This is a genomic window from Rathayibacter sp. AC451, assembly GCF_979253095.1.
This window is the reverse complement of the sequence record NZ_CEEDBD010000001.1, coordinates 769,807-782,840: the sequence shown is the minus strand read 5'-3', so window position 1 is coordinate 782,840 and position 13,034 is coordinate 769,807. Positions and strand designations below refer to the sequence as shown.

Genomic DNA, 13,034 nt, shown 5'->3' with positions numbered 1-13,034 from the left:
CGCCTCGCAGGTGATCCCTGCGCGACGGGCGCCGAGGGTCGATCCTCAGTCGGTGCGGGCCTCGTCGTGCGCCGCGGCTTCCTCGGGGAGCGGTCGAGCCACGGGGATCTTGCTGCCGAGCACCTGGGCGACGACGTCCCGAGCGATGTGCTGCGGGGTGAGACCGACGTCCTCGAGGATCTCCTCGCGCTTCGCGTGATCGAGGAACTGGTCCGGCAGCCCGAGCTCGGTGACGGCCGTGTCGACTCCCGCCTCGCGGAGGTCCTGCCGGATGCGGGTCCCGATGCCGCCCACGCGGACGCCGTCCTCGATCGAGACGACGAGGCGGTGCTCGCGTGCGAGCTCGATGATGCTCCGCGGGACGGGCACGACCCAGCGGGGGTCGACCACCGTGGCGCCGATGCCCTGGGCGGCGAGACGACGGGCGACGTCGAGGCCCATCGTCGCCATCGGTCCGACGGTCACGATCAGCACGTCCTGGCGCTCGGCACGCGAGAGCACGTCGACCCCGTCGTGCAGCCGCTCGAGAGCCTCGATCTCGTCGCCGACGTTGCCCTTCGAGAAGCGGACGACGGTGGGAGCGTCCGTCACTCCGACGGCCTCGCGGAGCTCCTCGCGGAGGCGGACCGAGTCGCGGGGAGCCGAGAGGCGGATGTTCGGGACGACCTGCAGGATCGCGAGATCCCACATCCCGTGGTGGCTCGGGCCGTCGGGTCCGGTGACCCCCGCGCGGTCGAGGACGAAGGTCACACCGGCCCGGTGGAGGGCCACGTCCATCAGCACCTGGTCGAAGGCGCGGTTCACGAAGGTCGCGTAGAGCGCGACGACGGGGTGCAACCCTCCGAACGCGAGGCCGGCGGCGGAGGTGACGGCGTGCTGCTCCGCGATGCCGACGTCGAAGACGCGATCGGGGTGCTTCTCGGCCATCTTGTGCAGTCCCACCGGCCGGAGCATCGCGGCCGTGATGCCGACGATCGTGGCGTCCTCGTCGGCGAGGGTCACGATCTCGTCGGCGAACACCGATGTCCACGAGCGGGCGCCGGGCGCGGCGAGCGGCTCCCCGGTCTCGGGGTCGATCTGGCCGACGGCGTGGAACTGGTCGGCGAGGTCGTCGACGGCCGGTCGGAAGCCCTTCCCCTTCTGCGTGATCGCGTGCACGATGACGGGCTGGCCGTAGTCCTTGGCCTGCTGGAGCGCCTCCTCCATCGCCGTCACGTCGTGCCCGTCGATCGGGCCGAGGTACTTGATGTCGAGGTTGGAGTAGAGGGCCTCGTTGTTGATGAAGCGGCTGAGGAAGCCGTGCATCCCGCCGCGGACCCCGCGGTAGACGGCGGCGGCAGGGCTGCCGAGCCGCTCGGAGACGGCGCGCGAGCCCCGGTGCAGCGTGCGGTAGCTGCGCTTGGTGCGCACTCCGTTGAGGAACCGGGCCATGCCGCCGATGGTGGGGGCGTAGGAGCGCCCGTTGTCGTTGACGACGATGACGAGACCGCGGGCGTTGTCGTCGCTGATGTTGTTCAGCGCCTCCCAGGTCATGCCGCCGGTGAGGGCACCGTCGCCCACCACCGCGACGACGCGCCGGTCGGTCTGGCCGGTCATCGTGAAGGCGCGCGAGATGCCGTCGGCCCAGGACAGGGAGCTGGACGCGTGCGAGCTCTCGACGATGTCGTGCGGCGACTCGGAGCGCTGCGGATAGCCCGCCAGTCCGCCGCGCTGACGCAGGCCCGAGAAGTCCTGGCGGCCGGTCAGCAGCTTGTGCACGTACGACTGGTGGCCGGTGTCGAAGATGATCGCGTCGCGCGGCGAGTCGAAGACCCGGTGGATCGCGATCGTCGTCTCGACCACTCCGAGGTTCGGGCCGAGGTGACCGCCGGTCTTCGAGACCTCGCGCACCAGGAAGTCCCGGATCTCCTGCGCCAGGGCCTCGAGCTCGGAGCGGGTCAGGCGATCGAGGTCGCGCGGTCCGCCGATGGTCTCGAGAACAGCCATTCGCGCCGCCTTCCGGGGTCGATGAGAGGGAGTGGACGTCTGTCGAGTCTACGCACCGGGGTGCGCAGGAACGCCTGTGCGCCTCCCCCTTGCGGGAAGGCGCACAGGCGTGTCGGCTCTAGACGAGCGAGCGGAGGACGTACTGCAGGATGCCGCCGTTGCGGTAGTAGTCCGCCTCACCGGGAGTGTCGATGCGGACGACCGCCTCGAACTCGATCGGCTGCTTGCCTGCGGGCGAGTGCTCGGTCGGCTCGGCGACGACGTGCACCGTCTTGGGGGTGACACCCTCGTTCAGCGCCTCGATGCCCGAGATGCTGATCGACTCCGTGCCGTCGAGCCCGAGCGACGCCCAGGTCTCGCCGGCCGGGAACTGCAGCGGGATGACTCCCATGCCGATCAGGTTCGAGCGGTGGATCCGCTCGAAGCTCTCGACGATGACGGCCTTGACGCCGAGGAGGCTGGTGCCCTTCGCCGCCCAGTCGCGCGAGGAACCGGAGCCGTACTCCTTGCCGCCCAGGATGACGAGCGGCGTGCCCTCGGCCTGGTAGTTCTGCGACGCGTCGTAGATGAACGACTGGGGAGCGTCGGGCTGCGTGAAGTCGCGGGTGTAACCGCCCTCCACGCCGTCCAGCAGCTGGTTCTTCAGGCGGATGTTCGCGAACGTGCCGCGGATCATCACCTCGTGGTTGCCACGCCTGGACCCGTAGGAGTTGTAGTCCTTGCGGTCGACGCGGTGCTCGGCGAGGTACTGGCCGGCGGGGCTGTCGGCCTTGATCGAGCCGGCGGGGCTGATGTGGTCGGTCGTCACGGAGTCGCCGAGTTTGGCGAGCACGCGGGCCGAGGCGATGTCGGCGACCGGGGTGGTCTCCATCGTCATGCCGTCGAAGTACGGGGGCTTCCGGACGTAGGTCGACTCCTGGTCCCACTCGAACGTCGCGCCCTCGGGGGTCTGGAGCGAGCGCCAGCGCTCGTCGCCGTCGAACACGCCGCTGTACTGCGTGTCGAACATCGACTTGTCGATCGACGAGTCGATCGTCGCCTGCACCTCGGCCGCGTCGGGCCAGATGTCCTTGAGGAACACGTCGTTGCCGTCGCCGTCGGTGCCGAGGGCGTCGACCTCGAAGTCGAAGTTCATCGACCCGGCGAGGGCGTAGGCGATGACCAGCGGCGGGCTCGCCAGGTAGTTCATCTTGACGTCGGGGTTGATGCGGCCCTCGAAGTTGCGGTTGCCCGAGAGCACCGCCGTCACGGCGAGGTCGTTGTCCTGGACCGCGGCCGAGATCTCCTCGAGCAGCGGGCCGGAGTTGCCGATGCAGGTCGTGCAGCCGTAGCCGACGGTGTAGAAGCCGAGCGCCTCGAGCGACTCGGTCAGACCGGCCTTCTCGTAGTAGTCGGTGACGACCTTGGAACCCGGTGCCAGCGTGGTCTTGACCCACGGCTTGGCCTTGAGGCCCTTCTGCGCCGCGTTGCGAGCGAGCAGGCCGGCGGCCAGCATCACAGAGGGGTTCGACGTGTTCGTGCACGAGGTGATCGCCGCGATGGCGACCGCGCCGTGGTCGATGGTGAAGGTCTCGCCGCGGTCGCCGAGCTCGACGGTCGTCGGCTTCGAGGCCGTGCTCGGTGCGTGCGAGCGGTGGATGTGCTCGTGCGTGCTGTGCTCGTCCTGCGGCTGGAGCTCGCCCGGGTCCGACGCGGGGAAGGACTCGGCGATGGTCAGGTCGACGATGTCGTGCGAGACGTCGGCGTAGTTGTTGAGGTCCGACTCGAACTGCGTCTTGGCCGAGGTCAGCTCGATGCGGTCCTGAGGGCGCTTCGGGCCGGCGATCGACGGGACGACGGTGCTGAGGTCGAGCTCGAGGTACTCGCTGAACACGGGCTCCACCTCGGCGTCGTGCCAGAGCTTCTGGAGCTTGGAGTACTGCTCGACCAGTGCGATCTGCTCGTCGCTGCGCCCGGTGAGGCGCAGGTAGTCGAGGGTCACGTCGTCGATCGGGAACATCGCGGCGGTCGAGCCGAACTCGGGGCTCATGTTGCCGATGGTGGCGCGGTTCGCGAGGGGGACCTCGGCGACGCCGGCTCCGTAGAACTCGACGAACTTGCCGACGACGCCGTGCTTGCGCAGCATCTCGGTGATGGTGAGCACGACGTCGGTCGCGGTGACGCCCGTGGGGATCGCGCCCGACAGCTTGAAGCCGACGACCTTCGGGATGAGCATCGAGACGGGCTGGCCGAGCATGGCCGCCTCGGCCTCGATGCCGCCGACGCCCCAGCCCAGCACGCCGAGGCCGTTGACCATCGTGGTGTGAGAGTCGGTGCCGACGCAGGTGTCGGGGTAGGCGCGCAGGACTCCGCCGACCTCGCGGGTCATGGTGACCCGGGCGAGGTACTCGATGTTGACCTGGTGCACGATGCCCGTTCCGGGCGGGACGACCTTGAAGTCGTCGAAGGCCGTCTGGCCCCAGCGCAGGAACTGGTACCGCTCGCCGTTGCGCTCGTACTCGAGCTCGACGTTGCGCTCGAGGGCGTCCTCGGTGCCGAACAGGTCGGCGATGACGGAGTGGTCGATGACCATCTCGGCCGGAGCCAGCGGATTGATCTTGTCGGGGTCGCCGCCGAGGGCCGCGACGGCCTCGCGCATGGTGGCGAGGTCGACGATGCAGGGAACGCCGGTGAAGTCCTGCATGACCACGCGCGCGGGCGTGAACTGGATCTCGGTGTCGGGCTCCGACTCCGGGACCCACTCGCCGAGCGCGCGGATGTGGTCGGCGGTGATGTTCGCGCCGTCCTCCGTGCGGAGGAGGTTCTCGAGCAGCACCTTCAGGCTGAACGGGAGCTTCTCGTGACCGGGGACCCGGTCGATGCGGAACACCTCGTAGTCGGTCTGCCCGACCTTCAGAGTGTCTTTCGATCCAAAGCTGTCTACCGCGGACACGTCGCCCTCTCCTTCGCTGACGTGGATCCCGCCGACGGGCGGACCCACATATCCGAGTCCATCTTGGCGACCGCGCAGAGCGGGCTCCACCAAGGAGGACCTAACACCGGTGCGTCGCCGCACCCGTTGCGCCCTGCGTCGGAGCGCGGGGCGGCCGGGAGCTATTTATCTCGACGTCGAGACAATTCTACGTCCTCGACCCGGCGGTCACGCACCCGGCGCGGCGACCTCGTCCTCGTCCTCGTCCCGTGCGCCGCGGTACTCCGCTCGGACCGCGAGGACCGTCAGCACGAGCAGCGGGGCGTACAGCGGGAGCCCGAGGACCAGCTTCCACGTGCCGAGGGCCGTGGTGTCCTCGGCGAGGAAGAGCGGGTACTGCACCGCGAGCCGCAGCAGGAACAGTCCCGCCCAGGCCAGGGTCAGTGCGGCGAACAGCCGTCGCTTGCGCTTGTCGTCGCGCCAGGCGGTCCCGTCGCCCATGAGGTACCCGGCCGCGACTCCGATGAGCGGCCAGCGCACGAGCACGGACGCGAGGAAGACGAGTCCGTAGACCAGGTTCGTGATGAGTCCGGGGACGAAGTTGTCCACCGCCCGACCGGTGACGAGTGCCAGCGCCGCCGAGACGACGACCCCGAGGAGTCCGCCGACCGCCTGGATGACCGGGGTGCGGCCGAGGATGCGCGCCACGGTGAACAGGACGGCCATCCCCACCGAGGCGACGAGCGAGAGCACGAGCTCGCCGGTGACGGTGAACAGGAGCACGAAGGCGACGCCGGGGACGACGGCCTCGAGGATCCCGCGGACCCCGCCCATCGTGCGCAGCAGCGCGCGCCCGTCGAACGGCTCGCCGTCGGCGACGACCCCGAGACCGGAACGGCGCGCCGCCTGGGCGATGGCCTCCCCCACCTCGGGGCGGATCGGCTCCGGCTGCTGCTCGCGGTCGGGCGGGCTCTGCTCCATGCGGGTCAGCTCGCGCTCTGCTGCGTCTGACCGCCGGTGGGGACCTTCAGGGGGATGAGGTCGCGCGGGGGCATGGGGCCGGAGCCGCGTACGACGACGATGCTGCGGAACAGCTCCTCGACCGCCGCGGCGGCCTCCTGGTTCACCGCTCCCGCGCCGGCGATGACACCGCGCAGGAACCAGCGCGGTCCGTCGACGCCGACGAAGCGGGCGACACGGGACTCCCCTCCCGCGATCGGGAGCTGGGCGACGAGCTCGGGGCCGAACACGCCCTCGCGCTCGGCCGTGCGGCCGCCCTGCTTGGCGACCTGCTCGGCGATCTGGCCCCGGATCTCGTGCCACAGCCCGGAGGAGCGCGGCGCGGCGAACGGCTGCACCTGCAGAGTGGAGCCCGCGTAGTCGAGACCGACGGCGATGACCCGCTTGGTCCCCTCCTCGACCTCGAGGCGGATGTGCATGCCCTCGCGCGGGAGGACCTTCACGCCGCCGAGGTCGATGTAGGGGCGCACGGGGTTGGCCTCGCGCTCGTCGAGCGGCCCCGCCTCGGCGCGATCGGCGGGCGCGGACTTCTCGAGATCCTGTTCGACGACCTCCGCCGGTGCGTCCGGTCCTGTCGCTGCCTGGATGTCGCTCATGCGTTCTCCTTCGGAGTGCTGGTCGGGGAGGCGTCGTAGCCCGTCGATCCGAAGCCGCCGAGCCCGCGGACGGACTCGGGCAGCTCGTCGACCGGGGTGAAGCGCGCGCGGACGACGGGGACGATCACGAGCTGCGCGATCCGGTCGCCCGCCGTCACGCGGTACGCGCGCTCCGCGTCGGTGTTGAGCAGCGCCACCCGGATCTCGCCGCGGTAGCCCGCGTCGATCGTCCCGGGCGCGTTGACGATGGTGATGCCGTGCTTGAAGGCGAGTCCGCTGCGCGGGACCACGAAGCCGACATGGCCCTCGGGGAGGGCGATCGCCACTCCCGTGCCCACGCTGGCCCGCTCACCGGGCTCGAGGACGACGTCCTCGGTCGAGAGCAGATCGGCTCCGGCGTCCCCCGGGTGCGCGTAGCCGGGAAGGGTGTCCGCGCGGATCGCGACGTCGACGGATTCGTTCACGTGACGAGGGTAGACCAGTTGTCTGATGCAATAGGGACATGCAGTCGTACCGGGAGAGGCTCTGGCCCGCGCCGTGGCTCTTCGTCTCCACAGCCCTCGTGATCCCTGCCAGCATCCTGGTGTTCGCACCGATCGACCCGGTCGTCGGAGTCGTCGTCGCACTCGTCCTCTACGCGGGCTGCATCGGCGCCCTGCTGGCGCTCTCGCCGGTGATCGAGGTCGTCGACGGCGAGCTCCGCGCGGGGAGGGCGCACATCCCTCTGGAGCTGGTGGGCGAGCCCTCGTCGCACGAGGGCCGCGAGGCGTTCGCCGAACGCGGACCGCGGCTGGACGCTCGCGCCTACCTCGTGATCCGGGGCTGGGTGCGCGACGTCGTGCGGGTGCCGATCGAGGATCCGCAGGACCCGACGCCGTACTGGCTGCTGTCGAGTCGTCGCCCGAACGACATCGTCGCCGCGATCCGGGGATCACGGCGACGGAGCGGTCGTCCTTCGGAGCGAGGAGAGGCCTAGGCGGCGCACTCCAGGCAGATCGGTCCGAGCTTCTCCTCGTGGTCGATCTGAGAGCGGTGCTTCACGAGGAAGCAGCTCACGCACGTGAATTCGTCCGCCTGGGGCGGAAGGACCACGACGTCCAGATCGAGGTCTGAGAGATCGGCTCCGGGCAGTTCGAATCCGCCCGGGTTGTCGGCGTCATCGACGTCGACAACTCCGGACATCTTGTCGGGGACTCGCTCCTTCAGGGCCTCGATCGACTCGGAGTCGTCATCGGTCTTGCGGGGGGCGTCGTAGTCCGTAGCCATTCCCATCCACTTCTTATATTCAGCTGTTCAACAAATCGGCGGGGACAGTGTGCATCAAGGCGGATCGATTCGCAAACCAAATGGATCCGTGGTTGACACCGCCTGTCAGCGCCTCCTTCCGCCCCAACTTTCGACCCGCCCGCGGTATTCCCCGGCATCGGGCGGAACCCGTGCCATCCTTGCCCCGTTCGCGTCCAGAAGGAGGTCCCGCACGATGATGGAACTGAAGGTGATCGGCGTCGAGAGCGGATCGCTCGTGCTCGTCTCCGGCGGAGGCGAGCGGTTCTCGGTGCGGATCGACGAGACTCTGCAGAGCCAGCTGCGGCCGCGCGTCCACACCCTCCCGCCGCGCGAGAAGCGCGTCTCACCCCGCGAGATCCAGGCGCACATCCGTTCGGGCCTCTCCGCCGAGGAGGTCGCCGAGCTCACGGGCGCGCCCCTCGAGCACGTCCAGCGCTTCGAGGGTCCGGTCACCGCCGAGCGCGAGCACATCGTCGCCTCCGCGCTGTCGGTGCGCGTCTACACGAGCGCCGACCCCGATCCCCTCGAGGAGGGCACCCCCTTCGGCGACGTCATCCGCGAGCGCCTCGCCGCGCTGGGCGCCGAGGGCGAGCAGTGGTCGAGCTGGAAGGAGGAGGACGGCTGGGCCGTCAAGCTCCTGTTCCGCTCGGACGAGATCGACCACGACGCCCGCTGGCGCTTCGACCCCAAGAAGGCCGTCCTGTCGCCCCTGACCCCCGAGGCCACGACGCTCTCGCAGCAGGGCGAGATCCGGCCCACCCTCATCCCGAGGCTCCGCGCCGTCATCCCCGCCGCGGTCGACGAGCTCGCGACGCGCTTCGACACCGACGCGTTCTCCCGGCCGTCCGAGCCCGAGCGCAGCTCCCGTGGCGAGCACCCCGCGTCCGGTCGCCCGACCGCCCTCCCGCACGCGCGCCCGTCGGCCGTCCGGACCTCCGACACCGAGCCGCAGCCGGCGCTGTCCGACACGCCGCGCGTGGTCTCGACCCTCCCTCGCCCCGTGTCGAGCACGACCGAGCAGCGCGAGCGCAATCTCAACGACACCGCCGATCTGCTCGACGCGCTCCGCCGCCGTCGCGGGGAGCGCGACCACGCGTCCTCTCTCCGGATCCGCGAGGAGCCGAAGCAGGAGGCTCCGACCGTCGAGAAGGCGCCGGAGCCCGAGCGCCCGGCTCCCGCCGCGCCTCCTGCGGCCGCCGCCCCTGCGAAGGAGCACGCACCGACCGGTACCCGGGGCGGATTCCGCCGCGGGCGCACGTCGATGCCCAGCTGGGACGAGATCGTCTTCGGGGCGCGCAGCGACGACTGACCGGGTGGAGGGTCCACAGGGCCCTCCACCCGCGACCGTCCGCGGTCGTGGGGACGTCCGGATCGTGCACCGCCCGGACGTCAGACGCCGTCGAGCGCTCCGAAGCCGATCAGCGGGACCTGGGTCTCCTCCGGGGTGAGCGAGCCGTGCTGGCCGATCATCGATCGACCCGACGAGTCCTCGGCGTCGTAATAGGCGATCGCCTTGCGCGCGGCGACGAACACGTCGCCCATCCGCTCCGCCGCGGGCGCGCCGATGTCGCCGAACCAGCCGCTCGCGGCGATCTCGGCCCGGGTCGCGATCCAGGCCCGCTCCCCCTCCGCATCGCGCCAGTGCGCCGCGACGCTCTCCGCCTCCGCCCCGGGCTCGAGGTGGAGCTGCAGGCAGCGGGGCTCCCCCGCCAGGTGCCGCACGCCCTCGAGCGGGGACCCGTGCTCGACGAGGACGTGGGAGGAGGCGGGGACGTCGAGCACACCGTGGTCGGCGGTGACGAGCGCGGCCTCCCGCGGTCCGAGACGCCGCGCGAAGGAGCCGACCTCGCCGTCGAGCAGCTCGAGCGCGGCGGTCCACTCCGGCGACTCCCACCCGCGCGCGTGCGCGGTCATGTCGAGCTCGGGGACGTAGAGGTACACGATGCGCCGGCCACCGGCGTCGAGGAGGTCGCGGGCCGCGGCGAAGCGCTCGGCGATGCTCCCGGCCGACCGGTACTCGGCGCCCCGGAGGATCGCGCGCGTCAGTCCTGAGCGGGCGTAGCGCGAAGGGCCGATCACGCTCGCAGCGACCCCCTCGACGACGGCGCGCTCGAAGACGGTGGGGTGGGGCTGCCACTGCTCGGGCACCATGCCCTCGTCCCAGCCCGAGAGCTGATTGACGAGTCGATCGGCACCGCGGTCGAGGACCCGGTAGCCGACCATGCCGTGCCCGCCCGGCCGCAGACCCGTCGTCAGGCTCGCGAGTGCGGCCGCCGTCGTCGTCGGGAAGCCCGAGGGGATCGTCGTGGCGCGGGTGAGGGCGGGGGCGAGCGTGCGGGCGTGGCCCGACCGCTGCCTCAGGCTGGAGGCGCCCAGGCCGTCCACGAGCACCACGACGACGCGGTCGAGGCGGGGAGTTCCGAAGGCACCGCGCCGTCCGAGGATCGCATCGAGGGCCCCGGGGAGCACGTCGGCGAGGCTCCGCCGCCCGGCGGGGGCGGCGGGTAGCATGTGGGACATCGCGCTCAGTTTCGCACAGTGCTCCTCGCTCGGGGCGAGCCCCGCGGGCGGAGGTCCGAGCGGGGACGCCGTCCGGCGCCTCCCCGAGCACGACGGGGTCCGGTGCGACGAGGCACTCGGAGCTTCCCGCCCGGTCGTCCCGGCCCGCGAGCCCCGTGCTGAGAGCGAGAGGCGCCACCCGGCGCCGTCGCCCTGCGCCCGCCACCGAAGTGAGTCATGAACGCCGCATCCCCCTCGTCCGGATCCACTCCGGCCGCACACTCCTCGCTGTCCGAGCGCATCGAGGACGTCGACGTCTCGACCGAGATGGAGGGGTCGTTCCTCGAGTACGCCTACTCGGTCATCTACTCGCGGGCGCTGCCCGATGCCCGCGACGGACTGAAGCCGGTGCAGCGCCGCATCCTCTACATGATGAGCGAGATGGGCTTGCGGCCGGACCACGGCCACGTCAAGTCGGCGCGGGTGACCGGCGAGGTCATGGGCAAGCTGCACCCGCACGGCGACGCCTCGATCTACGACTCGCTCGTGCGCCTCGCCCAGCCCTTCACCCTGCGGGTCCCCCTGGTCGACGGCCACGGCAACTTCGGCTCGCTCGACGACGGCCCCGCGGCCGCCCGCTACACCGAGGCGCGGCTCGCGCCCGCCGCCATGGCGATGACCGAGCACCTGGGCGAGGACGTCGTCGACTTCGTCCCCAACTACGACAACTCGCACCAGCAGCCCGAGGTCCTGCCCTCGGCGTTCCCGAACCTGCTGGTCAACGGCGCCAGCGGCATCGCGGTCGGCATGGCGACGAACATGGCGCCGCACAACCTGATCGAGGTGATCGGAGCGGCGCGGCACCTGATCGCCCACCCGGAGGCCTCGCTCGAGGACCTCATGTCCTTCGTGCCGGGTCCCGACTTCCCCAGCGGCGGGACGATCGTCGGTCTCGCCGGCGTGCGCGACGCCTACGCGACCGGGCGCGGGAGCTTCAAGACCCGGGCTCGGGTCTCCGTCGAGAGCATCACCGCCCGGAAGTCCGGGCTGGTCGTCACCGAGCTCCCCTATCTCGTCGGGGCCGAGAAGGTCATCGACAAGATCAAGGACGGCGTTCAGAACAAGAAGCTCAGCGGCATCTCGGACGTCACCGACCTCACGGACCGCGACAACGGCCTGCGTCTCGTGATCGGCATCAAGACGGGCTTCAGCCCGGAGGCGGTCCTCGAGCAGCTCTACCGCTACACGCCCCTCGAGGACGGCTTCGCGATCAACAACGTGGCCCTGGTCGACGGGCAGCCGCGCACGCTCGGACTCCGGGAGCTCCTCCAGGTCTACGTGGGCCACCGCGTCACCGTCGTGACGCGGCGGTCGCAGTACCGCCTCCGCAAGCGCCAGGAGCGCCTGCACCTCGTCGAGGGACTCCTCGTGGCCATCGTCGACATCGACGAGGTCATCCAGCTGATCCGCGCGAGCGACGACACCGCTGCGGCCAGAGCGCGCCTCATCGAGGTCTTCGATCTCAGCACGATCCAGGCCGACTACATCCTCGAGCTCCAGCTGCGCCGACTGACGAGGTTCTCCCGGATCGAGCTCGAGACCGAGCGCGACACTCTTCTCGCCGAGATCGCCGAGCTGGAGGCGCTGCTCGCGAGCCGCAGCCGGATCGAGTCGCTCGTGTCCGACGAGCTGGACGACGTCGCGCAGCGCCTGGGCACCCCTCGTCGCACGCTCCTCACCGAGGCGCGCCCCTCCGTCGCGACCACCGGGCGCAAGACCGCCGCAGTACTCGAGATCGCCGACGTGCCGTGCCGGGTGCATCTCAGCACCACCGGCCGCATGGTCCGCGTCGACCGCGATCCCGAGGCGGCGGCGCAGCCGGTCAGGGCGACCCGGCGCAGCAAGCACGACGCCGTCCTCAGCGCCCTCGACACGACGAGCCGCACCGACATCGGCGCCGTGACGAGCGCGGGACGGCTGCTCCGCTTCTCCCCCGTCGACGTCCCCTCCGTCCCGTCGTCCTCCGTCCAGCTCGGCGCCGGCGTGCGCATGGCGGACTACCTCCCGGCGCTCGGCAAGGACGAGCGCGTGCTCGCTCTGGTGGCGCTCGACGACACCCGCCCGATCGCCCTCGGCACGCTCCAGGGTGTCGTGAAGAGGGTGTCGGCCACCGAGCTGCAGAACCGGCCCGACGTCGAGCTCATCGCGCTCAAGCCCAAGGACGCGGTCGTGGGAGCGGCGCCCGCCGGCGACGAGGACGAGCTGGTCTTCGTCACCGGGGAGGCCCAGCTCCTGCGCTTCCCGGCGTCGGCGGTGCGGCCTCAGGGCCGGACAGCAGGGGGCATGGCCGGAGTCAAGCTCGGCGAGACCGACGAGGTCGTGCACTTCGCCGTGGTCGAGGCGGACGACCGCGAGGACGCGGTCGTCGCGACCGTCGCGGTCGACAGCTGGGCGCTGACCGGCACCGACACCGGCAGCGCGAAGGTCTCGCCGTTCTCGGAGTTCCCGTCCAAGGGCCGGGCGACCGGCGGCGTCCGCGCCCAGCGCTTCCTCAAGGGCGAGACGGCCCTCGGGGTCGCCTGGGTCGGTCCGGGCCCGGCGCACGCCCTCGAGGCCGACGGGTCCGTCGCGGCACTGCCGGAGTCCGGCATGAAGCGCGATGGATCGGGAGTGCCGCTCTCGGCGCCCGTGGCGACGATCGGCGCGGCTCCCGAGCTGCTCTGACCGCCGTCGGG

At 71.1% G+C, this 13,034-nt stretch carries 10 protein-coding genes; 3 read left to right on the top strand and 7 right to left on the bottom strand.

What is annotated here, in order from left to right; translation table 11 throughout:
* Window positions 1-45: 45 nt before the first annotated feature.
* From dxs to dut, 5 genes are all read right to left on the bottom strand, one after another.
* Window positions 46-1,986, bottom strand: coding sequence for a 1-deoxy-D-xylulose-5-phosphate synthase (gene dxs / locus AC0CID_RS03675; RefSeq protein WP_465225815.1), 1,941 nt, complete (start codon window positions 1,984-1,986; stop codon window positions 46-48).
* Between the two features lie 118 nt (window positions 1,987-2,104).
* Window positions 2,105-4,918, bottom strand: a complete 2,814-nt coding sequence (gene acnA, locus AC0CID_RS03670; protein WP_465225814.1) for an aconitate hydratase AcnA — start codon at window positions 4,916-4,918, stop codon at window positions 2,105-2,107.
* A gap of 207 nt (window positions 4,919-5,125) precedes the next feature.
* A complete protein-coding gene (locus AC0CID_RS03665) occupies window positions 5,126-5,878 on the bottom strand; it encodes a DUF3159 domain-containing protein (protein WP_207405739.1) in 753 nt (250 codons plus the stop codon).
* A gap of 5 nt (window positions 5,879-5,883) precedes the next feature.
* Window positions 5,884-6,513 carry a DUF3710 domain-containing protein gene (locus AC0CID_RS03660; RefSeq protein ID WP_207405737.1) on the bottom strand — a complete coding sequence of 210 codons (630 nt, stop codon included), beginning with the start codon at window positions 6,511-6,513 and terminating at the stop codon, window positions 5,884-5,886.
* The gene (dut, locus tag AC0CID_RS03655) at window positions 6,510-6,977 is read right to left on the bottom strand and encodes a dUTP diphosphatase (protein ID WP_207405735.1); all 468 of its coding nucleotides are present in this window, start codon (window positions 6,975-6,977) and stop codon (window positions 6,510-6,512) included. The genes AC0CID_RS03660 and dut overlap by 4 nt, the downstream gene beginning before the upstream one ends.
* Before the next feature lie 38 nt (window positions 6,978-7,015).
* Between dut and AC0CID_RS03650 the strand changes: the two genes are divergently transcribed.
* Window positions 7,016-7,489 carry a DUF3093 domain-containing protein gene (locus tag AC0CID_RS03650; RefSeq protein WP_207405733.1) on the top strand — a complete coding sequence of 158 codons (474 nt, stop codon included), beginning with the start codon at window positions 7,016-7,018 and terminating at the stop codon, window positions 7,487-7,489.
* Here the strand turns inward: AC0CID_RS03650 and AC0CID_RS03645 are convergent.
* On the bottom strand, window positions 7,486-7,779 hold the full coding sequence (locus AC0CID_RS03645) for a DUF4193 domain-containing protein (protein ID WP_055792269.1): 294 nt from the start codon (window positions 7,777-7,779) through the stop codon (window positions 7,486-7,488). The two genes, AC0CID_RS03650 and AC0CID_RS03645, sit on opposite strands and share 4 nt — an antisense overlap.
* 214 nt (window positions 7,780-7,993) lie before the next feature.
* On the opposite strand from AC0CID_RS03645, the gene sepH reads away from it, so the two are divergent.
* Window positions 7,994-9,109 carry a septation protein SepH gene (gene sepH, locus AC0CID_RS03640; RefSeq protein ID WP_465225813.1) on the top strand — a complete coding sequence of 372 codons (1,116 nt, stop codon included), beginning with the start codon at window positions 7,994-7,996 and terminating at the stop codon, window positions 9,107-9,109.
* An 80-nt stretch (window positions 9,110-9,189) separates the two neighbouring features.
* On the opposite strand, the gene AC0CID_RS03635 is transcribed toward sepH, so the two are convergent.
* Complete coding sequence (locus tag AC0CID_RS03635; protein WP_465225812.1) at window positions 9,190-10,320, bottom strand: alkaline phosphatase family protein; 1,131 nt, start codon at window positions 10,318-10,320, stop codon at window positions 9,190-9,192.
* A 216-nt stretch (window positions 10,321-10,536) separates the two neighbouring features.
* Here AC0CID_RS03635 and AC0CID_RS03630 point away from each other — a divergent pair, with 216 nt between their 5' ends.
* On the top strand, window positions 10,537-13,023 hold the full coding sequence (locus AC0CID_RS03630; protein ID WP_465225811.1) for a DNA gyrase/topoisomerase IV subunit A: 2,487 nt from the start codon (window positions 10,537-10,539) through the stop codon (window positions 13,021-13,023).
* Window positions 13,024-13,034 lie beyond the last annotated feature (11 nt).